General features: G+C 51.1%; 20 protein-coding genes. 13 read left to right on the forward strand and 7 right to left on the reverse strand.

Annotation, left to right across the window (positions count from 1 at the left end; all coding sequences use genetic code 11):
- Positions 1-16 precede the first annotated feature (16 nt).
- Positions 17-1,069: an Mrp/NBP35 family ATP-binding protein gene (locus O4H47_RS03925; protein ID WP_269392632.1), complete on the reverse strand. Its 1,053-nt coding sequence runs from the start codon at positions 1,067-1,069 to the stop codon at positions 17-19.
- A 44-nt stretch (positions 1,070-1,113) separates the two neighbouring features.
- Positions 1,114-1,767, reverse strand: a complete 654-nt coding sequence (gene fsa, locus O4H47_RS03930) for a fructose-6-phosphate aldolase (protein WP_269392633.1) — start codon at positions 1,765-1,767, stop codon at positions 1,114-1,116.
- Between the two features lie 203 nt (positions 1,768-1,970).
- Between fsa and O4H47_RS03935 the strand changes: the two genes are divergently transcribed.
- The 3 genes from O4H47_RS03935 to O4H47_RS03945 all read left to right on the forward strand — a co-directional run bounded on the left by O4H47_RS03935 (position 1,971) and on the right by O4H47_RS03945 (position 4,265).
- On the forward strand, positions 1,971-2,489 hold the full coding sequence (locus tag O4H47_RS03935) for a hypothetical protein (protein ID WP_269392634.1): 519 nt from the start codon (positions 1,971-1,973) through the stop codon (positions 2,487-2,489).
- Between the two features lie 228 nt (positions 2,490-2,717).
- Entirely contained in the window at positions 2,718-3,293 is a 576-nt protein-coding gene (locus O4H47_RS03940) for a TetR/AcrR family transcriptional regulator (protein ID WP_269392635.1), read from the forward strand.
- A 12-nt stretch (positions 3,294-3,305) separates the two neighbouring features.
- Positions 3,306-4,265 carry an MBL fold metallo-hydrolase gene (locus tag O4H47_RS03945; protein WP_269392636.1) on the forward strand — a complete coding sequence of 320 codons (960 nt, stop codon included), beginning with the start codon at positions 3,306-3,308 and terminating at the stop codon, positions 4,263-4,265.
- 1,375 nt (positions 4,266-5,640) lie between these two features.
- On the opposite strand, the gene O4H47_RS03950 is transcribed toward O4H47_RS03945, so the two are convergent.
- On the reverse strand, positions 5,641-7,587 hold the full coding sequence (locus O4H47_RS03950) for an Eco57I restriction-modification methylase domain-containing protein (protein WP_331283666.1): 1,947 nt from the start codon (positions 7,585-7,587) through the stop codon (positions 5,641-5,643).
- Positions 7,588-7,614: 27 nt separating this feature from the next.
- Positions 7,615-8,865 (reverse strand): type IIL restriction-modification enzyme MmeI, encoded by a 1,251-nt coding sequence (locus tag O4H47_RS03955; protein ID WP_269392638.1) that lies wholly within the window; start codon positions 8,863-8,865, stop codon positions 7,615-7,617.
- Positions 8,866-9,059: 194 nt separating this feature from the next.
- On the opposite strand from O4H47_RS03955, the gene O4H47_RS03960 reads away from it, so the two are divergent.
- The 9 genes from O4H47_RS03960 (at position 9,060) to O4H47_RS04000 (ending at position 15,862) form a co-directional block, all read left to right on the forward strand.
- Positions 9,060-9,407: a hypothetical protein gene (locus tag O4H47_RS03960; protein WP_269392639.1), complete on the forward strand. Its 348-nt coding sequence runs from the start codon at positions 9,060-9,062 to the stop codon at positions 9,405-9,407.
- Positions 9,408-9,451: 44 nt separating this feature from the next.
- Complete coding sequence (locus O4H47_RS03965) at positions 9,452-10,027, forward strand: c-type cytochrome (RefSeq protein WP_269392640.1); 576 nt, start codon at positions 9,452-9,454, stop codon at positions 10,025-10,027.
- Complete coding sequence (locus tag O4H47_RS03970) at positions 10,027-10,926, forward strand: c-type cytochrome (RefSeq protein WP_269392641.1); 900 nt, start codon at positions 10,027-10,029, stop codon at positions 10,924-10,926. Before O4H47_RS03965 ends, O4H47_RS03970 begins: the two co-directional genes overlap by 1 nt.
- Positions 10,913-12,319, forward strand: coding sequence for a multicopper oxidase family protein (locus tag O4H47_RS03975; RefSeq protein WP_269392642.1), 1,407 nt, complete (start codon positions 10,913-10,915; stop codon positions 12,317-12,319). The genes O4H47_RS03970 and O4H47_RS03975 overlap by 14 nt, the downstream gene beginning before the upstream one ends.
- A gap of 63 nt (positions 12,320-12,382) precedes the next feature.
- Positions 12,383-12,709, forward strand: a complete 327-nt coding sequence (locus O4H47_RS03980; RefSeq protein WP_269392643.1) for a hypothetical protein — start codon at positions 12,383-12,385, stop codon at positions 12,707-12,709.
- Positions 12,710-12,782: 73 nt separating this feature from the next.
- Positions 12,783-13,460 carry a L,D-transpeptidase gene (locus O4H47_RS03985; protein ID WP_269392644.1) on the forward strand — a complete coding sequence of 226 codons (678 nt, stop codon included), beginning with the start codon at positions 12,783-12,785 and terminating at the stop codon, positions 13,458-13,460.
- 7 nt (positions 13,461-13,467) lie between these two features.
- Positions 13,468-13,944 carry a c-type cytochrome gene (locus tag O4H47_RS03990; RefSeq protein ID WP_269392645.1) on the forward strand — a complete coding sequence of 159 codons (477 nt, stop codon included), beginning with the start codon at positions 13,468-13,470 and terminating at the stop codon, positions 13,942-13,944.
- Positions 13,945-13,954: 10 nt separating this feature from the next.
- The gene (locus O4H47_RS03995; RefSeq protein ID WP_269392646.1) at positions 13,955-14,686 is read left to right on the forward strand and encodes a DsbA family protein; all 732 of its coding nucleotides are present in this window, start codon (positions 13,955-13,957) and stop codon (positions 14,684-14,686) included.
- An 87-nt stretch (positions 14,687-14,773) separates the two neighbouring features.
- Positions 14,774-15,862, forward strand: coding sequence for an acyltransferase family protein (locus O4H47_RS04000; RefSeq protein WP_269392647.1), 1,089 nt, complete (start codon positions 14,774-14,776; stop codon positions 15,860-15,862).
- Positions 15,863-15,880: 18 nt separating this feature from the next.
- Here O4H47_RS04000 and O4H47_RS04005 read toward each other — a convergent pair whose 3' ends face one another.
- The gene (locus O4H47_RS04005) at positions 15,881-18,427 is read right to left on the reverse strand and encodes an ABC transporter permease (RefSeq protein ID WP_269392648.1); all 2,547 of its coding nucleotides are present in this window, start codon (positions 18,425-18,427) and stop codon (positions 15,881-15,883) included.
- Positions 18,427-19,149 (reverse strand): ABC transporter ATP-binding protein, encoded by a 723-nt coding sequence (locus O4H47_RS04010; RefSeq protein WP_419719586.1) that lies wholly within the window; start codon positions 19,147-19,149, stop codon positions 18,427-18,429. Before O4H47_RS04010 ends, O4H47_RS04005 begins: the two co-directional genes overlap by 1 nt.
- Positions 19,150-19,387: 238 nt before the next feature.
- Between O4H47_RS04010 and O4H47_RS04015 the strand changes: the two genes are divergently transcribed.
- Positions 19,388-19,924 (forward strand): hypothetical protein, encoded by a 537-nt coding sequence (locus tag O4H47_RS04015; protein WP_269392650.1) that lies wholly within the window; start codon positions 19,388-19,390, stop codon positions 19,922-19,924.
- Between the two features lie 111 nt (positions 19,925-20,035).
- Here O4H47_RS04015 and O4H47_RS04020 read toward each other — a convergent pair whose 3' ends face one another.
- Positions 20,036-20,473 (reverse strand): Lrp/AsnC family transcriptional regulator, encoded by a 438-nt coding sequence (locus O4H47_RS04020; RefSeq protein ID WP_269392651.1) that lies wholly within the window; start codon positions 20,471-20,473, stop codon positions 20,036-20,038.
- Positions 20,474-20,524 lie beyond the last annotated feature (51 nt).

Consider the following 20,524-nt stretch of genomic DNA (forward strand, 5'->3'; position numbering starts at 1 on the left):
CCTCAGCAATAACCAATCACCCAACCACCTCAGCAATATCCATAAACGCTTTCGCTTCTGCACTGTCCGGAGCGGTCGCCACAATCGGCGTACCAGCGTCTGAGCGTTCGCGGATGTCCATGTGCAAGGGGATTGCGCCGAGGAAGGGGACGCCTAGTTTTTTCGCGGTTTCTTGTGCCCCGCCAGAGCCAAAAATGTCGGAGCGGGTGCCGCAGGATGGGCAGAGGAAATAGCTCATGTTTTCGACGATGCCCAAAATGGTGACTTTGGTGCGGGCGAACATGTCGATGGCTTTTTTGGCGTCGATGAGGGCCAAGTCTTGCGGGGTGGATACGATGATTGCGCCAGTAAGGGGCACGGATTGGACGAGCGAAATATGTACGTCGCCTGTGCCGGGGGGCAGATCAACCACGAGGGTATCAATATCGCCCCAATCTGTTTCGCGCAGCAATTGGCGCAGGGCGGAGGTTGCCATGGGGCCGCGCCACACGACGGCTTGGTCGCCTTCGAGCATGGAGCCGATGGACATAACCTTGAGGCCATAGGCTTCGTGCGGCGTAAAAATGCCATCGTCGCGCATGGCGGGTTTGCCTTCTAGGCCCAACAATTTGGGCATAGACGGGCCGTAAATATCCGCATCTAAAATGCCGACCTTTTGGCCCTTGGCTTGTAGGGCCAGCGCGAAGTTTACTGCCGTTGTAGATTTACCCACACCGCCTTTGCCTGAAGCAATGGCGATGATGGATTTGATGCCTTTTACCGGCTCTTTTGGCGGCGGGCCGGGTTGGCGTGGGGCCGCGGTAGCTTTTTGCGCTTGTTGTCGATCTGAGGTGATCGAAATCATCACCTTGCGCTCACCAGCGATTTTGCTGACCGCTGCTTGAGCTTGGTCGCGCACCGGGGCAAAAGATGCCTCTAGTCCCGGTGCGATAGTGATGGCGAACGCGATGGCGCCTTTGGTGATGATGATATCGCTCATGCCTGCATAGCCTGCCAATGGGGCACCGCCGGGCAATTGCACAGTGGCTAGCGCTGCGCGCACTTCATCTTCCAAAGCTTTATCGCTCATCTTTTATTCCGTTCGCTCTAAGTTGGAGCCTAGGCTCCGGTCAGTTAAAGGATTTTTTGACCAGTTGACGCCCAATCTTTCACAAAGGCGTCTAGGCCTTTTGCGGTCAATGGGTGCTGAACCAATTGGCGGATAACGCTTGGTGGAATGGTGGCCACATCAGCACCAGACAAGGCAGCATCCGAAACGTGATTTGCAGAGCGAATTGACGCTGCAAGGATTTCAGTTTCGTAGCCGTAATTGTCATAAATGGTGCGGATATCTTCGATCAACTGCATGCCATCAAGGTTGATGTCGTCCAAACGGCCAATGAAGGGTGAAATGTAAGTGGCGCCTGCTTTGGCGGCCAACAATGCTTGGTTAGCAGAAAAGCACAATGTGACGTTGGTTTTGATGCCCTTGCCTGAGAAATACTTACAAGCTTTCAGGCCGTCCATGGTCAATGGCAATTTTATGACAACGTTTTTAGCGATCTTGGCGAGGTGCTCGCCCTCTGCGACCATGCCAGCATAATCAGTTGCGGCAACTTCGGCAGAAACGGGACCTTCAACGATATCGCAAATCTCTTTGACCACTTCTAAGAAGTCGCGGCCAGACTTTGCGATCAAGCTTGGGTTGGTGGTTACACCGTCCAAAAGACCGGTTTCATTGAGTTCTTTAATGTCTGCAACTTCTGCAGTGTCGACGAAAAATTTCATGGCTCACCTAATTTGGGTTTGGCGTCAAAATGTGGGGCCGTTGTCTCACAAATTACCCCCCTGTCGCAAGGCGCAAATCCGCATTTACTGATACGGAAATTGCCCTAAGACTGGCGGCGACCATAATTGAAGTTGATTTATTTATCAAATGGTCAAATTTTAACTATGTTGCGATCTCTCTTCATGTCGGATAGCACTGGCCCATGCCTGCCAATTTGCCAAATATCAAACTTGAACCAGATTGCACCAATTGCGCCGCTTATTGCTGCGTGGCGCTGGCGTTTGATCGCTCCAATATGTTCGCCTATGACAAGCAGGCGGCAGAACCCTGCAAACATTTAGACAAAGCGCACAGCTGCACCATCCACGATGATTTGGACACTCAAGGCTTTAAAGGCTGCATCCGCTACAATTGCTTTGGCGCGGGGCAGCGGGTGTTCCGCGAAATATTTGAGGGACGCTCATGGCGCGACCATCCGAGCGAAGCACAAGACATGTTCGATGCCTACCGCGTGATGCACAATGTGCACGAGTTTTTGGCCATGCTGCAAGCTGCGCGCAAGTTAAAACTCGACGCAGTTCAAATCAGCCAAATCGAAGCGTTTGAAACGGAACTCAACCCCACCTCCCCTTGGACCAGCGCCACGCTAATCGCATTTCAAACCTGCGGCACGTTTGAGGAAATTCGTGCGTTCTTCGCGGGGTTAAGGGATCGGGTTTAGGGGAAAGCCTACTCCAGATTGAAAACTGCTTTGCAGTTTGTTTGACGCTCAAAATGCAATCGCCGTGCAGATGTTGAACGCACGTACGGATACCGAAAACCACAATTGTTCCTCCAAACCACAACAGATCAACTGCGCAAGCCTAATAATTGTCATTTTTATATAGACTGGTCTATTTTTATCCGTTATGAAGCACTGGTTGATTGATGAGAGCGAAACGGAAACTAGATGCCGAAACAAAAGAAAACCAAAGGCGAAGTGACGCGGGAGAAGTTGGTGGCGGTGGCGGCGGATCTGTTTCAGGTGCGCGGATTCCATGCCATTGGGCTAAACGAGATATGTGCGGCGGGCGAACTGCCCAAGGGGTCGGTCTATTATCACTTCCCCAAGGGCAAAGAAGAGATTGCCGTTGCCGTGATTGAAGCGGCACAGCGCGAGATTGCTGTTCAACTCGAAGCGGCGGCGGACGCTGCAAAGTCTATTGGCGAATTCATGCAACTGGTCGCTGCGGGGTTCGGTCACAATCTCACCAATTCAAATTTCACCAAAGGGTGCCCGATAACCACAATCAATTTGGAAATGGCCTCTGAATCAGAGCCGATCCGCTTGGCGTGTGCGCAAGCGTTTGAACATTGGATCAGCATTTGCGCCAACCGCCTTGAGCAAGAGGGCATGGCATCCCCCTACCCTAAAGCTGAATTTATGTTCGCAACCATTGAGGGCGCGATGGTTTTGGCGCGGGCGCAAAAAAGCACTTTGCCGATTGAGAGGGCTGCAACCCAACTCAATTCCCTATTTGCGTAAAAGGAGTATCACATGCGCATTCTAAAAATTACCGGCTCAGTTTTGGCGGTCCTACTGATCAGCTTATTGGCGTTTTTCACCTATCAGTTTTGGCCACGCACGGTGGAAACATTGGCAGATATAAACGCAAAAATTCCCGCACCCACAACCTCAACCGGGGTTAGAATTTCTGCCTTTTCCACTGGCTATAATGAAAGCCCAGAAGCGGTAATTTACAGCGGCGGCAGTGTTTTTGAGACCCATAAGAGCGTTTATTCGGGTTTCATCATCGAGCATCCAAAAGCAACGATTTTGCTTGAAGGTGGCGTGGGTGAAAATATTGGGGCAGAACATGCGGCCAATTTCAATGCGTTTGAGCGCCAATTGTTTGCCTATACCAAAACGCAAACTGCAAGAGAGCGGATGATTGGGGCAAACTATGATCCAAGCAAAATCGACAGGGTTTTGTTGACCCATTTGCATTGGGACCATGGGGCGGTTATTCCAGATTTTGATGGCGTACCGATTATGACCACCAATGCAGAATTGGCCTTTGCCCGCGCTGAAGCCCCCACCAATTTTTCGATTTTTGAAGAGCATTTGAACCGTAAAAACACCAATTGGCAGCCATTTGATCTTAGCGATGTGCCCTATGGCCCATTCAAGCAAAGCTTTGACATGTTTTTGGATGGAAGCATTGTGGCGGTGCCCCTTGGCGGCCACACCAATGGCAGCATCGGTGTTTTCGTCACCACAGATCAGGGCCAGCGCTATTTCTTTATCGGCGATGCCAGCTGGTCGCTGGATGCGGTTAAAAATGCCAACCCCAAAATTCCGCTGGTGCAGGGCCTAGTGGACCACGATAAAGCACAAACTGAATTGACTTTGGCGCTGTTGCACGAGGTCTATAAGGACAATCCCGAAATTCAATTTGTGCCCACCCACGATGGCCCCATTGTGGACCTATTGGCGCAATTCCCTAAGTTTGAATAAATGGCTGGTCCCGGGATCATTTCCGGGACGGCCCCACTTTCGTTTACGCCACCTGGCAAATTTTGCGCCGTTCCCCGGACTTGATCCGGGGGGCATTTTTAAACCCACGCGAAGTGCCGCCATGCTCAATTGAGCACCGCGGTTGAATTTTTCTTGCAGCATGCGAGGTCTTTATCGTCTCGTTTTGCGCTAGAAATAGAATGAAGAGACCATAAGGACCTCGCATGTGGTGATGTGCGTTGCTTGAGGCAAACTACCCCGGGGTGCTTACCCTTCTATCCCCTTTGCCTGCGCTCCACCCATATTGCTTTGGGCCTTGGCCCAATGGATGATTTTGGGGTTTACGCCCCAAAAAGGCGGTTAAACAATACCCGCCAAGCGGCCTACAGGTGCCATTGGTGTCTGACTGGACAGATGCTTCAAAAACGCGTGTACCGCAACCGTCGCCACGACCCACCACCATCTTCCGACAGGATCACCCCAGTAAAAACCACTAAAGGACCACCCGGCCACCCCCTGCTCGTCAGCAAGCTGCGTGGCTAAACGAAAGACGGTGGCAGTATGGCATGGTGTTTTGGGGCGGGGATAAATATTTTTGGCGTAAATCACAATGAACGTCAAAAGCTCATCGGTGCGAAGAAAGGTCACAAGGAAAGACCACAGCAGCACACAAACCGTGCACCCAACCCTTAATCCCTCCCCATCAAGGGGAGGGAAACTTGGCCCCGGATCAAGTCCGGGGCGGTGCGAGGGGGAACGGTCGGGGTGGCAACTGCACCGTCCCGCACAACCAAGTGGCGTTCGCGCCACGCGGGCTGATGCGGGACCAATGGAACTAAGGGCAACCGAAGTGTTTTGCGGTAAACGGCGCGCACGCCAAAACTATCCTGCCGCAACCAACAATGCCCAAAAGCTCATCGCTGCGAAGAAAGGGCACAAGGGAAAACCGCCGCCGCACGCAAACCGTGCACCCCACCCTTAATCCCTCCCCATCAAGGGGAGGGAAACCTGGCCCCGGATCAAGTCCGGGGCGGTGCGAGGGGGAACGGTCAGGGTGACAAATTGCACCGTCCCGCACAACCAAGTGGCGTTCGCGCCACGCGGGCAGATGCGGGATCAATAGAACTTAGGGCAACCGATGTGTTTTGCGGTAAACGGCGCGCACGCCGGAGTTATCGCGCCGCAACCAACAATGCCCAAAAGTGAAATCTGTACGTACCAGATGCAACCCGCCCCCGTCACCCTCGGGCTTGACCCGAGGATCCAGTGCTGAATGTGAAGCAGATCAATAACCCTTGGGTTTGTAAACAGTCCGACCTGGATCCCCGACTGCGCGGGGATACAGACCTTGGCGTTTATTTATCTGTTGGGAAAGTCATATATTGGCCTCTAAAAGCTCGATTTCGTCCGGGGTCAGGTCAAACAGGTCGTAAACGAGTTTGTTGATCGCAGTTTCGTGCTGTTTAATCTCACCGCTAAGGCGGGCAATATCGGCTTTGTCTTTGTTCAGCCAGTCTTCCCAATCCGATCGGTCGGCAAGGGGAATATCGGCTTTGAAGGTTTTTTTGATTTCGGTGCGGAAGGCAGCGAAATTGGGGAATTCCCACCAGCTTTTCAGCTTATTGTTTAGTTTTGCTTCACGTTCTGGCGGACACAGGTCCGGAATGCGGCGGCGCACCCCCTGCTGCAATTGATAGCGCTGTTCAGCCGCGGCTTGGCATTGTTCGGCAAGGATGGCGAGTTGCTGCTTTTGGGCGTCGTTTGTGGGTGGGATTGGGAGTTTTTCCACGAACTGGCTAAAGAACCTTACAAACCCTCCCCTGATTTGCGAACTCATATGAATATATACGAACCAAAGCGGCATCGAATTCAGAAAAGCGACCAAATGGTGCTCATTTGTTGGCATGAAGTAGCAAGTGTTCGCTGTCAGCGACGCGCTTTTATCCAATTGGAACGGCGGACTGTCGGCAATGTCGCGATAAAGAACCTTTGGCCTATCAAATGAGTCATAATAATCGCAGGCGCGCAGTTCCCACCAATAGTCACCTTTATCAGTGCGCTTTCGGCAGACCTCGGCGAACGGCGCGAGTTGTCTGGATATAGCTGGATGCAATTTTGAGAGGCGCAACCAGGCCTCCCCTTCCGGTAGCTCACCAAACTGTGTTTTTGTCCAGCTCTTCGGAAAAAGGATTAGAAACCGGTCACGACTTTCTGCACGCCAACGCTTTAAATCCTTTCCTTCCAACCACGGCTTCAAAATCTCGGCCGAATTTGGGTCTTCGGCCACCAACCGATCACGTGTGGTGCGGTCAATGACGAAAGCTTCATTTCGGCCAGTTTTGATGCCGTATAGGGGCGATCCATAGACCTCTTTAAGGGTTGGTTTGTCCTTGCGGATTTTGTCGCGCAGGGCTTTTAGGCGTGGGTCTTCTAGTTCCCAGCTTTGTCCATCTAAATGATGTTGCGGATAGGTTTGGGCTTTTGTTTTGTAAGTTGCGCGAAAGTTTGTTTTTGGCATGTCGTCAATGGTCCAAAAACTGATCTGATGATCCTTTTTCGGCGTGTGGTTGACCATGGTCAGAATGGCCGGATAGGTGGTGACCCCTTCAAAAATTTGATGGTCGCCGAAATCCACCACATGTTCCAGTGTGGCATTTTTGGCCAGATATTCGCGCAAAGGTTTGCCCGAATTGGTTTTGAAAAATGTCGACGACGAAATATAGCCAATGCGCCCACCGGGTTTGAGCAACCGCAGCCCGCGCTCAAAGAAATAACAATAAAGGTCGGCAACGCCGTGATAGACTTCAAAGCGATTTTCTAAATATGGTTTTAGCGGCGAAAGCAGTTCTTGGCGCACATAGGGCGGGTTGCCCAACACCACATCAAAACCGCCAGCGGCGAAGATTTCGGGGAATGCTGTTTGCCAGCTAAAGCCGTGGCTGAGATGGGCGAAATTGCTGTCTTCAATCAGGCTGTCACCGACCAACAGGTTCTTATCTAAACTATCGAGCGCTTTACCCTTTTTGGCGGTTTTGATCCAGAGCGACAATTTGGCGATTTCAACGCTTTCTGCGTTCACATCCACACCATAAAGGTTGTGGGTCAAAATCTCGCTATCTGGGTCCAGCAAATCGCCCAAATGGTCGCCCGAGAGCGCAGCGATTTTGTCGTTTACGCGGGCAAGTTCGGCTTTAAGAAAATCAAATGCGGTGACCAGAAAAACGCCCGACCCACATGCTGGATCAACAATGCGCAATGCTTTGATGGCATCACGATATGCTGCCCAGGCTTTGGCTTCGGCGGTTTTGTTTTTCCATTTTATGTTTTCGTAATCATCAACCGAACTGGTTTAGCTGATGAAGGGCACAAAAGATGTTTCAAACAATTCCAGCAGATGAGTGCCAAGGGTTTGCTCGACAATAAATCGGGCAATATAGTCGGGGGTGTAAACTACCCCATCGCGCTTGCGTTTGCCGCTGGTGCCAGACTTTTTGGTGTCTTCGGCAATTTCACCGCGTGCAATGGCTTGCAACCTTTCCACATCGGCAATGGATTGTTCGAAGATGTGCCCCAAAACGGTAACCGAAACTTCGGATGCAAAATCATATTCGCCAATGCGCTTAAAGCCTTCGCACACCAAATCTGGCAATTCGAGTGCGTCAATGGTTGGGTCCGGCGCAAACAGCCCGCCATTATAGGGCGGGACGTTGAGTTGTTTGTTGCCGCTGTCGATAGAGCGAAACAGGCCCTTAAAGTTTTGCCAAATCGGGCGTGGATTAAACGGGTCTGCATGTTCGTATGCTTGCTCCAAAATACGATTTGGCAGCAGCCCTGTATCTTCGGCAAAGGCGGTAAATAGCACACGGTCCAAAATAGTTTGCGCGGCGGAAATGGCGGCCAGCGGTTCAATTTGGGGTGCGGCTTGTTGCACGGCATCAATCAGGCTATCGCGCAGCACTTTATAGTCAGCATAAAGTGCGTTGGTGATGTCTTTATCTTCTTTGCGGCTTTGCTCCAGAATTTCTAGGGAGCGGCCAGATAGCAAGTTTTCTGCGCTGAGCAGCAGCATAAAGCGTTGATAGTGTTTTGGATCAGCCAGCTTAACAAGATCGAACCGCTCGTAGGCCTGCGTGCCTTCGCCAAAGCCATAAAGGCGCAGTTCGAGATAGTTGCAAACGATCACCCATTTAACGCCCGGCGCGTTTGTGGCATATTCCCACGCCTGCATAACGGGGCTTTTTGCCCTGCCCGGCATAATGGCATCAAGGTCTTTGGTTTTTGCGCCCTTGAGTTCAAACGGCGCAATTATTTCGTCACGTTCGCCGCCGAAATTGCCGAGCGCCAAATCGACAGATCCTTTGAGAATGTTCTGTTCGGTTGCAACGGTGAATTGCTCGCCTGCGGCGGCAGTTGTGTAGCCCAAAATGCCTTCGACAATTATGGATTTAAAATCGCCGTGCAGCGCCACTTCCTTGAGGGAATTAATGCGATTTGACTTAATCAAGTCCACCCATTTCTCAATCGCGTCGCGATGGGCGGCGGGAATGGCAAAGTCGGGCTTAATGTGGCGGGCAAGGGTTTTGGAATTAAAAAGTTGCAAATGAACACTCTAAGGAAGGCGGTTTGTTGGTTATGTCATTATTGGTAATCTGATTGAGCGCACATTACAAACACTTCAGTGTTGGCGGCAACGTCGCCGGCGGTAAGCCGACATGCCACACATTGAGGGCGTTGACGAAATAGAAATGAACGCCATAGTATCCTGCAGTCGAAAACCAAAGGTAGCGAGCGGCATTGATTAACACTTCCCACAAAACGCAGCGTCAAAAAAGCTTGGCATTCATTTGGTTGTCATTGCTGCTTGCGTTTGTGATTTCGGCCCCCTCGTTTGATGGTTTGCTCAAAACAGCAAACCATGGGCATGAAACAGCCTATGCAGAAACGCACGCACACGACGCCTCAGTTGGGTACGAAAGTTCTTGTGATGATGGTTCGGGGCTGCATTGCGGCTCGAACATTATGGCGGCTGCAGATGGCGTTTCGCCTGCAGTTTTCAAGCTGCGACCGCTGTTCGCCCCAATTGGTTTGCTCTGGTTGCTTTCAATCGATATTGCCCAGGAACTGCCACCCCCTCGCCTCTGAGTTGAATTGCAGCATTCAACAGCATTTCAACAAGAGAGAAAATCATGAAAAAATTTGAACTGGCATTGGCACTAACCATGGCGCTTGCAGCGAGCGGCGTTGCATTGGCACACGGTGGTGCAACGGGCATCGTTAAGGAACGGATGGATGGCATGTCCGCAATGGGCAAGGCTGTCAAAACCCTATCAATGATGATGCGCGGTGAGGTTGAATATGACCCCGAGCAAGTTAAACGCGAAGCTGCGGTTATTGAAACTCATGCCGGCGAAACGCTTACAAGCCTGTTTCCCACCGGAAGTGGCGGTGCTCCATCTGAAGCAAAACCAACGGTGTGGAGCGATTGGGCTGAATTTGAAGAAATATCAAACCAGCTGCAACTCTATGCCAAAGCGCTTGAGCAGGCCGCGCCAAACGGCTTGATGATGCAACAGCCCTCAACAGTCGATATGATGGGCACCACCAGTTCTGGGATGATGGGCAACAATAGCGCGATGATGATGGGCAGTGCACCGAACATGGATTTGGACGCCCTTGCGGACATGCCTGCTGACGGTGTTTTCAACATGCTCGCCCAAACCTGCGCAAGTTGCCATGCAAAATTCCGGATCGAGAAAAAGTAATGAAAAAGTGGTTCATGCTTTTATTGGGCGCAGCGGCGATGGCCGTTGCGTCTGCAATCGCCCTTGCGCTCAGGCCCATCGGCAATCCAGTTGAAATGTCCACTTTGCAGGGCGATGCGGGCCGGGGCGCCTATCTTGCCCGCATGTCCGGCTGCATCGCCTGTCACACAAATACGGAGAAAGGCGGTGCGCCGCTGGCTGGCGGGCTAGAACTCAAAACAGATTTTGGCACATTTTATTCGCCCAACCTTACAACCTCTGTTGAATTTGGTATGGGGAGTTGGTCAATAGAGATGTTTGCGAAGGCCGTGCGCCAAGGCGTTTCGCCGCAAGGTGAGCCATATTACCCGGCTTTTCCTTACCCGTTTTATGCAAAGCTAACTGACCAAGATATGGCAGATTTGTGGGCAGCTTTCAAAACTGTGCCCGCAGTTGAAGAGCCCTCAAAAGCACATGGCATGCCGTTTCCATTTAGTTTTCGGCCCGGGCTAAAACTCTGGCGACAAGCCTATTTGGACTTTTCTGAATTTGAAAAGGATCCCAACAAATCCGAAGCGTGGAACCGGGGCAAATATATTGTGGAAGGTCCAGCGCACTGTGGTGCATGCCACACACCGCGCAACTTTGCCGGCGCGCGACAGGTCGAACAAAAATTGCACGGTGCCGACAAATTGCCCGACGGTGGAAAATCACCAGCGATTAATTCTGCGGCTTTAAGGGAAAAAGGCTGGTCAATAAACTCCCTCGCCTATGCCTTAAAAACTGGCGTAAAAAACGACGGGGATGTGTTTGGTGGCTCAATGGTGGAAGTCGTTCGTGACGGCACGTCGTTTCTGTCGGCAAACGATCGAGAAGCAATTGCAACATATTTGCTTGGAGAAGCCAATGTCACAAATTGACCGTAGAAGTGCATTGAAGCTTATCGGCGCCGCGGCTGCAGTTGCAACATCACCATCGCAATTGTTTGCCACCCCAAATGGGAACTGGCTCGAATTGGATGCTCGTGCGACCAAACACAAGTTGCACAATTCGGATCAAGCACTACCCTCCGATTTATGGGGGTACAATGGGCAAATCTGTGGCCCAACGTTAAGATACAAACAAGGTGAAACCGCCCGCATCCGCTTCACGAACAATCTTGTGGAACCGACTTCTGTTCACTGGCATGGCATCCGAATTGTCAACGCAATGGATGGCGTGTCTGGCTTAACACAAGCGCCGGTTCAACCGGGCGAAACCTTTGAGTATGAGTTCGAATTGCCCGACGCTGGCACCTATTGGTATCACGCGCACAACAACAGCTGGTCGCAGGTTGCCCGAGGACTTTATGGACCATTGATTGTGGATCCTGTTGAGCACACACCGCTGCCTGCAGAGCAAGATATTGTTCTTATGTTGGACGATTGGCGGCTTGATGCAAATGGGCGATTTGATGAGCAGAGCCTGGGCGCGTTGATGGATTGGAGCCACGGCGGGCGCATGGGCAATTGGTTGACTGTTAATGGCCAGAGCCTGCCCAAAATCAAGCTTCAACAGGGCGCGCCAACGCTGCTAAGACTGGTCAATGCCTGCAACGCACGGATATTAGAAATTGATCCAATCCGTTTTGGCGCAAAGATTGTTGGGTATGATGGGCAACCCGTTAAAGGCGAGCCCAAACAACTGGCATATAAGCCATTATTGTTGGGCCCTGCGCAGCGTGTCGATCTTCTGGTGCAACCTCGTGAACAGTTCGCGCTTGAAGAGGTTTCTGGAGAACCGTTTCCGTTCTGCTTTTTCGAAGTTGGAACCGGCGGCTTACCAGCGGCGCCCTATGTGCATCCCAAGCCAAACAAAATCCCACTTCCCCACCCCAAGGACCGTTTGAAGTTCCAAATCAACATGACCGGCGGCGCAATGGGCATGATGGGCGACATCACCTATCAAGGTAAAAAACTTGAAGGCGAAGATTTTCAACGTACCAAGCAGCTTTGGGCATTCAACGGAACGGCAAACCTGGCTGAACAGCCGATGCTCATTGCAAGGCGGTTTGAAACCGTCGAATTGGAAGTCATCAACAATACAGCGTTTATGCATGCCATGCATGTGCACGGGCATCACTTCTTGATTGAAGATCGCGACGGTGATGGCGTGGAACAACCGGATCATTGGCGGGACACGTTTTTGATTAGCCCTCGGCAAAGCACCAAAATTGCGTTTGTAGCCGACAATCCTGGGAAATGGTTATTTCATTGCCACATGCTGGAACATGCCGCAGCTGGCATGACGTCGTGGTTCAAGGTATTAAGTTAAACTTGTAATCACGTTTTCCTCAACTCAGTAGAAATGAAGTTAGAGACATAGTAAAAGGGAAATATGCGCGTTTTGATCACTATCATTGTTGCTTGTATATTGTTGTCCACCCAATTGGTGGCGGCAATGGCAAGTGCGCGCGCTGCTTCTGCCGAACATGACCTCGTCATCGCAACAATTATGCAAATGGATGACACAGACTGCTGTGAAACCGAGAAAATGGATCACAGCAAATCACGTTGCGCCAGCGATTGTTCAATTGCCATGTTTGGTCTGGGCACTGCAATGTCTGGACAGCACAAGCCAGAGTTAGAGCGCCAAACCGGCAAGTTACTTCGTGCCATCGTTTTAGCTCTGAACGCCCCACCTCCGATCACGATCGCTCCATAGCAAACACTCAAAACTCTCAATCAAATGGTTGCGTGTCTTTTGGACGCGACCGCAAAGCTATGTGGCAATATTTATGACGAATGAAACGCGTACCCCTTCACGTCGAAGGTTTATTCAAACTGGTTCCGCTTTGGCGATTACTGGACTAGTTGGCGCTTGCGCTTCAAGCAAAGGCATACAAACAAACCCAACGCCGTTATCCGATGCGGCAAATGCAATGTATGGGCCTTTGCCAAGTGAGCAATTTGCAATTCCCGCAATAGACGCCGATAAAATCGAAGCCCGCTTCTATCGCCAAGAAGTGCTATATCGCACCAGCGAACAACCCGGCACAGTTGTTGTTGATACTTCAGCCTTCTACCTCTATTTGGTCCAGCCCAAAGGGCGGGCAATTCGATATGGGGTTGGGTTAGGCCGCGCTGGTTTTGCATGGTCCGGTCGCGCTGTAATCCAATGGAAACGAAAGTGGCCAACCTGGACACCCCCGACAGAAATGATTGCCCGGCAGCCAGAGCTTGAAAAATACAGCTACGAGAATGGCGGCATGCCGCCTGGTTTGGAAAACCCATTGGGCGCACGTGCGTTGTACATTTTTCAGGGTGGGAAAGACACGCTCTACCGACTACACGGCACGCCCGAATATTGGAGCATCGGCAAAGCCGTCTCAAGCGGATGTGTGCGCCTATTCAATCATGACATTATCGACCTGTATCAGCGGGTTCCAAATAAAACTCCAATCATTGTGGTGTGAGGACAATATGAAGATGAAATCAATGGTCATTGGCGGCGTTAGTGCGGTTGGGCTAACAGCCATTTTGTGGGCGAGCATTGGCGTTTCCCAAAACGCTTCCCCTTTAGCATCCGTGATACCCTATGCGGACGAAAGCAGTGTGAGATTGGGCGAGGCCGTTTACAACGAGAATTGCGCGTCGTGTCACGGCGACGAGTTGCAAGGTGAGCCAAATTGGCAAACGCGCAAGGACACGGGACGACTGCCAGCGCCTCCGCACGATGAAACCGGGCACACTTGGCATCACCGTGACGAATTACTCATCGCCATAACCAAGTTTGGTCTTGCCAAACTCACCAACAATCCTGACTATCAAACCGATATGCCCATTTATGATGGGGTCCTGGAAGATCAAGAGATCCTGGCTGCACTCGCTTACATCAAATCAAAATGGCCCGCCGAAATTCAATTGCGACATGACGCAATGAATGAGCCATCGAAATAGGAAACGACCCATGTTTAAGACCAGCTTATCCTTCCTCTTTGCTGCCTTGTTTGCAGCGTTCTCGTCATTCGCGATCGCCGACCAAAACGATGATGCTCGTATCAAACAGTTGGCTTTGGAAGCCATACTTGAAAATCCAGAAATAATAGCCCAAGCAATTACCCTTTTGCGTGCCCAAGATGAGCAACGCCAAATGGAAAACGTTAAGTCAAAGCTCGATCATTTCCGCAAGGAACTTGAAAACGATCCAAATGCGCCTGTGTTGGGTAATCCAGATGGGAGCATCGTCGTGGTGGAGTTCTTTGACTACAATTGCCCCTACTGCAAACAAGTCGCGCCAGATGTCCTTGAGCTAATCAATCACGACGCCGACATCAAGTTAGTGTACCGCGAGTGGCCGGTCTTGGGCGAAAACTCAGTATTTGCGGCACGAGCTGCATTGGCAGCAAGGGAACAAGGCAAGTATGAAGCCATGCACTGGGCGTTGATGAGCCTGCGCCAAGCAAATCCGCAAACAGTATTAGCGGCCGCTGCAGACTTAGATCTAGACCTAAAAAAACTGCAGCAAGACATGAAAAGTGAAGCAATAGACCAACACATTTCCCTTTCGATGCAGTTGGCAAATGCAATCGGTTTTTCTGGCACACCATCATTTGTCTTTGGCGATCAAATCGCGCCAGGCGCGATACCATTGGTCGAGATGCAAAAGTTGGTCGATATCGAAAGGCAGCGACGCCAATGAGCGAGTTCAAAAGCGCAACCAAGTAACAGCACCAAGGAAACTCGTCGTTTTGCACTTTATTCAGCGGAACAGATACGGATCGATATTATGGCTAAAACTATCGAATACTATATGGACGGGCGCAATAATAACTACAATCTGTTGCGGTTTTTGGCGGCGCTCAGCGTCGTGTGGAGCCACGCTGCGATTGTTGTTGGCGGCAATGACGCTATTGAACCGCTTTCTGTGGAACTTGGATATACGTTGGGCAGTTTGGCGGTGAATGTTTTCTTTGTCATAAGCGGCTTCCTTATGGCTCAAAGCTATGTGCGATCGAATAGCATTTGGAAGTATGCTGCAGCAAGAATATTGCGCCTGTTGCCAGGGCTATTTGTTGCCGCGCTGCTTTCTGCTTTTGTGTTTGGCCCAGTTTTCACCCAGTTGAGTTTTTTGGAGTATTTCGCAAAGCTGCAAACTTGGCTGTATGTGCCAATTACGGGTTCCCTAGTTGATGATAATCAGCTCTTGCCGGGCGTATTTGACAACTTGCCTGCCGCAGGTGAGATCAATACCCCACTTTGGACACTAAGATGGGAGGCCGCAGCGTACATTGGCGTGGCCTTTCTGGGCCTTTTCGGCATATTGGCAGATAAGAAGAAATTTGCAGCCGTTCTGGGCGCTTTCTCTATTGCATATATTCTGATTTCGGTTGCCACTGATTTGCGAGACAATTTCGCACCCTTTGATCACATGCTGCGTTTTGGTTTGTGCTATTTGGTTGGCGCAACTGGGTATATCTACCGAGACAAGTTGCCTTTGAATCTGCCGGTGGTCTTTGCGCTGTGCCTTGTAACATTTGCCTTAAGTAAAACCGACGCGTATCAGTTCGCGCTTATTGTATCTCTTGGATACGGCACAATCTGGGCCGCATATGTCCCTTCTGGAACCATTCGAATGTTCAATAATTGGGGTGATTTTTCTTATGGCATTTACATCTATGGATTTACTGTAAAACAGATGGCGATTTCTGTGTTGCCTTGGCTTAGCGCGCCTTCGCTGTTTCTAATTGCCACTCCAATAACAATCGCACTTGCCGCCGCATCATACTACTTTGTTGAAAAACCAGCCTTAAGCTGGAGACATGATTTTGCCGACAGAATGCAAGCATGGTTTGGGCAGAACACTTTGAGAAAATAAGCGTTTCTGCAATGCAAATTAAAGATCTCGCAGGAATCTAGCGGGACGCGCTGACGCGGCACGAAGGATTGTCGTGCCTCCGAGCAACGCAGTTGTGACGATCGCCAAAAGCAATACAATTGCGAGAACGTAAAAGTCCAAAGTGAAATCGACGTCCAGCATCAAAAGACTAACGATCCAACCTAGCCCCACACCAATTCCAGTTGCTGGCAGCGCGGCAATGGCGGCAAGTATCAAATATTGCACGAGGGCAGTGATGATAAGCGTGCCCCGCGTGGCGCCAAGCACCCTGGTGATCAAAGTGTCTGTTTCGCGCTGTCGTCGGCCTGTGGCCAAGCTGCCTATCAAGACAAGCAAGCCATTGCCAACAGCCAGCCCCCCAACAAGCGATGCAGCAATTGAGATTTGGCTCAATGCGCCTGTTATCTGCTCAAGTGTGTCACCAATGGCGATGAAGCGGACGTCGCGCAAAGCTGCAGCGAGTGCGCGCTCAACAGCATTTTCCTGACCTGGCGCTGCTGTGACCGCTGCGAACAGGGTTGATGGATATTGTTCAACGACGCCGGGAGAAAACGTTACAAGAAAGTCGATACCGCCTTGCCAAGAGTAATCGCGAAAACTGGCGACTTTGACGGTTAGCAGCTCGCCAAAAAATGAAAATGTTAGGGTGTCACCAATGTCGACGCCCAACCCTGAACGCAGGTTTTGGTGCAGGGAAACAAGTCCGGGCCCTTGGTAATCTTGTGGCCACCACTCACCTGCAACCACCTTTGATGATGCGGGCAGTTGGGGGCGAGCGGTTACGGGCACTTCACCTGAAAGCAGAAATCCAGCCTCTGGGCCGCGCGTGCGCACATCTGTTGCAGCAGCGCCGTTGATTTCAACAAGCGCACTGCGCAACATTGGCGTGGAGCTGAGCAACGTAATGCCACTGGCTGGCCCAACCATTTCTTCGAGGATTTCGACTTCATCCGGAAATAGATCAGCCGCAACCAATGTTGGCACGTCAAATGCGGAGGCTCCCAAAAACTCTTGCCTCAAGTTGCCTTGCAATACCATCACAAGAATTAGCATTGCCATTGCCATGCCGACTGAAACCACAACGGCGGAGGCATTAGACCCGGCCCCAAGTATGGCCCTTAATGCTTGACGCAGGATTTTTGTTGGCGGCTCGGGCAGTTTCAACAGAATAAAACGAACAAGCCATACAAAGAGTTGCAGCGCAATTGCGGACAAGACGCTTGCAGCTCCAAATGCTGCGACCAAAACCAAATCACCCGTCATGGCGAAGGCCAGACCGACGAATGCGACAATGGAGATCACAATCAGCAATATCTGCCAAGGGCTTGCAAGCGCACCCCAATTGACAGGAAGGGCTGACAACCCTTTTGCGCGGAACAAAAGCACCGGACGCACGGCTTGCGCTTGTTGCAATGGAATGTAGGAGAATGCGAAGGCTGTGAGGAAACCACTTCCGGCGGCCACCAATGCTGGCTGCACTTGAGTGGTAGGGACAAGTTTTACACCAATGGCTTCGCCGACGAACGGCAGAAGCACAACTGCAGAGCCCAACCCAACGGCCAAACCTATGGCAACACCAACGCTTGCCAACATGGTTACTTGCGAAAAAAAATGGACAAATATGCGCGATCGCTTAGCGCCCATACTGCGCATAACAGCAATCATGCTTGAACGTTCAGCAATGTAGGCTTGCATGCTGGTCCAAACACTGACGCCACCGATCAACAAGGACCCGAGCCCGACGATCACTAGAAACCGCATGAATTGATCGTAATATCTCACCATCGCGCCCAAACCGTCGCGCGCAGTGCGCACGGTCCAACCTGAGCTGGCGAAGATGCGATCAAGGTTAGCTTTTGCGTCGTTACGGTCATGATCAACTAGGAGCAATTTATAGCGAAGCCAATTGCCCAACCCCGGCAATGGAGATGAGCGATCAGATATGGTTTTCAGCCCTGCGGTGCTAATAAGTGTGGTTAGGCCCAGTCTATAGCCTCGCACCGGCCCATCAGGCAGTTGCAGCAGCTGTCCGCGCGCCTGAAAATCAGTGCCACCAAGCCTGAAAGTGTCGCCCACTTTTAAATCAAGCTGGTCCAGCATAAGGGGGTCGACCAACGCACCAAAAACGCCGTCTCGTTCTGACAAAAACTCAAAAACAGATGCTTTGCTTGGCAATGGCTGACCAACAACCTGTCCAAGCAGCGGATATGTTTCACCAACGGCCATCAAATCCACAAATGCATCACGCGCCCCTGCTTGGGCGCGCACATTTGTGTCCATTACGGTCGAAATGGCCCCATAGCCGCTCAATATTTGCAGTTCTTCGTTGGTTGCCCACCGGTCAGCGCGCGAGAGTTCAAGATCTCCGCCCATCAGCTTGGCGGCATCCAAATCGACCGCTCGGGTGATGCTGGCCCCCACAAAACTGACACCGGCAATCAGTGCCGTCCCGACGGCAAGGCAAACCACGAGCAGTATAAATCGGCGCAAGTCGCCGCGCATATCCAACAGACCAGTTCGAATGGCAGCCCGAATAGCGGTCATTAGTGTGCATCCAAGGTTTCGGACAATTCGCCTGCGGTCATTGTGACGACCCTATCCGCGCGCGCCGCTAAGGCCGGGTCGTGCGTGACCAAAACAACCGATGTGCCGCGTTTTCGCGCAAGGTCGAATAGTAACTCAATGACCAATTCGCCGGTTTTCTGATCAAGGTTTCCGGTCGGCTCGTCCGCCAGCAACAATGGCGGATTGGCCACCATTGCTCGCGCCAACCCGACACGTTGTTGTTCGCCCCCCGATAGAGCCGTTGGACGATGGTCAAGTCGAGATTCTAGCCCAACAGAAGCAAGGGCCTGAGTTGCCAATTTATGAACTTCGGACAATGAGAGTTCAGGCGAGGCAATTTCGAGCGCCAGTCCGACATTATCAAGGGTCGACAATGAAGGTATGAGATGAAAGCTCTGGAAAACAATGCCAAGCGTATTGCGCCGAAAGCGGGCGAGTTCATCTTCGCTCATCCCCGTAAGATCTTCGCCATTTACAATCACTTGCCCTGAAGTTGCTTGCTCTAGCCCGGCCAGCAACATCAAAAGAGAAGTCTTGCCACTTCCCGATGGGCCAACAATGGCCACAACCTCGGCAGGTTCGACTTGTAAGGACACATTCCGCAGGATTTGCAATTTGCCGGAGGCTATCTCCAAACTGTAATTCACATCTGCGACATTGATAATTGGGGCGCCTGAACTAATCACTTGATCCGGCTCCATAAAACACGATTCACTTAAACCCCTTCGATGCTACCCGATGTTTTTGGGAAGCGAAAATAAATTTGGACATACGTTTAATGCAAATTAATGCGTCTTTCGCCGCTGTTGTCCATCATTCTTCAAAGTTTTTCGTATTTAATCTTCACGAAGTTGTAGAATTCGTGTTTTTTATTCAAAGGCAGTCGGCTTTGCTGTTTAATATACGCAAATATGTGCAACGTCTGTCTCTTGTGAATGTATGGACCAACGAATCGTGATGAAAATATCCAAGTCCTTTTTAGTTGTATTGACCTTTTGTTTGACTGTTGTTGGGGCAACCGCTGCGCAGTCAGGCAGTAGAGAACAAACTTTGCTCAATTCCTATGTCGGCAACTGGCGCGGCGAAAGCATATTGGTGGGAAGCGACAAACCCGATCCGTTCCGCTGTCGGCTTTCCGTGACAGAAGGCAAAGACGCAAAAATCAACTATTCAGGTCGTTGCACCTTGATCACGACAACTCTTTCCGTCAACGGCACCATTGCATATGTCGAAGAGAACCGTCGCTATGAAGGTGCCATGAGTACAAATGTTGGATTTACAGGTTTGGCCGTTGGTATCCAACGGGGCGATACCATCAGCTTCAACTTGAAAGAGAAAAAGAAGGACCGCAGCGGAAGCGATGTGCGAATTGGCGCAAGGCTTGTGCTCGAGGGTGGAACGATCATCGTCTATTTTGAAGTCGAGTTCAACGATTCTGGCAATGTAATGACGGCCGATGTCCCCTTTGCAAGATAAGCCTTCAATATCCATGGCACATGATGGTTTGATCAGCGGCGCACCGGGCGGTGAACCATTTGATGCTTATTCAATGCCAAGATCTGTGCGCCTTTTAAAGAACGCCCAAGCTTAGACCGCAGCCAACAATAAATTTGTTTCCGAATTTAAGATCCCATCAATCATGCGTACTTTGCGCAAGACGCTGTCGAATTCGGACAATGATCCGGCGCGAATGTCGGCGATGAGGTCCCAATTGCCATTGGTGGAGTGAATCGAACTCACTTGAGGCAGACCCCGCAGTTTGCGCACGATTTCAGCTGTGGATTTGCCAGCAATTTCGATCATCATAACCGCACGCACCTGATCGTTGTCATAGTCTTCGCGTACCCGCACGGTGAAGCCGAGCAAGGTGCCGGACGCCATCAGACGGTCAAGACGGTTTTGCACGGTGCCCCGCGAAACTTTGAGCACTTCCGCCAGTTTGGCCAAGGACGCGCGCCCATCGGATCGCAAAAGGGAAACCAGTTCATGGTCCAGTGAATCAAGGATGAATTTGTCGCTTTGCACAAACACCTGCCATTTTTACATATTGGTCTGACGTTTTTTATAGTTTTATGC

This window comes from Maritalea porphyrae (genome assembly GCF_027213965.1).
GTDB lineage: Bacteria > Pseudomonadota > Alphaproteobacteria > Rhizobiales > Devosiaceae > Maritalea > Maritalea porphyrae_A.

Bases quoted from the DNA above. Each gene is read 5' to 3' on its own strand.
- O4H47_RS03925 (WP_269392632.1), bottom strand. From the start codon at position 1,069: ATGAGCGATAAAGCTTTGGAAGATGAAGTGCGCGCAGCGCTAGCCACT.
- fsa (WP_269392633.1), bottom strand. From the start codon at position 1,767: ATGAAATTTTTCGTCGACACTGCAGAAGTTGCAGACATTAAAGAACTC.
- O4H47_RS03935 (WP_269392634.1), top strand. From the start codon at position 1,971: ATGCCTGCCAATTTGCCAAATATCAAACTTGAACCAGATTGCACCAAT.
- O4H47_RS03940 (WP_269392635.1), top strand. From the start codon at position 2,718: ATGCCGAAACAAAAGAAAACCAAAGGCGAAGTGACGCGGGAGAAGTTG.
- O4H47_RS03945 (WP_269392636.1), top strand. From the start codon at position 3,306: ATGCGCATTCTAAAAATTACCGGCTCAGTTTTGGCGGTCCTACTGATC.
- O4H47_RS03965 (WP_269392640.1), top strand. From the start codon at position 9,452: ATGAAAAAATTTGAACTGGCATTGGCACTAACCATGGCGCTTGCAGCG.
- O4H47_RS03970 (WP_269392641.1), top strand. From the start codon at position 10,027: ATGAAAAAGTGGTTCATGCTTTTATTGGGCGCAGCGGCGATGGCCGTT.
- O4H47_RS03975 (WP_269392642.1), top strand. From the start codon at position 10,913: ATGTCACAAATTGACCGTAGAAGTGCATTGAAGCTTATCGGCGCCGCG.
- O4H47_RS03980 (WP_269392643.1), top strand. From the start codon at position 12,383: ATGCGCGTTTTGATCACTATCATTGTTGCTTGTATATTGTTGTCCACC.
- O4H47_RS03985 (WP_269392644.1), top strand. From the start codon at position 12,783: ATGACGAATGAAACGCGTACCCCTTCACGTCGAAGGTTTATTCAAACT.
- O4H47_RS03990 (WP_269392645.1), top strand. From the start codon at position 13,468: ATGAAGATGAAATCAATGGTCATTGGCGGCGTTAGTGCGGTTGGGCTA.
- O4H47_RS03995 (WP_269392646.1), top strand. From the start codon at position 13,955: ATGTTTAAGACCAGCTTATCCTTCCTCTTTGCTGCCTTGTTTGCAGCG.
- O4H47_RS04000 (WP_269392647.1), top strand. From the start codon at position 14,774: ATGGCTAAAACTATCGAATACTATATGGACGGGCGCAATAATAACTAC.
- O4H47_RS04005 (WP_269392648.1), bottom strand. From the start codon at position 18,427: ATGACCGCTATTCGGGCTGCCATTCGAACTGGTCTGTTGGATATGCGC.
- O4H47_RS04010 (WP_419719586.1), bottom strand. From the start codon at position 19,149: ATGGAGCCGGATCAAGTGATTAGTTCAGGCGCCCCAATTATCAATGTC.
- O4H47_RS04015 (WP_269392650.1), top strand. From the start codon at position 19,388: ATGGACCAACGAATCGTGATGAAAATATCCAAGTCCTTTTTAGTTGTA.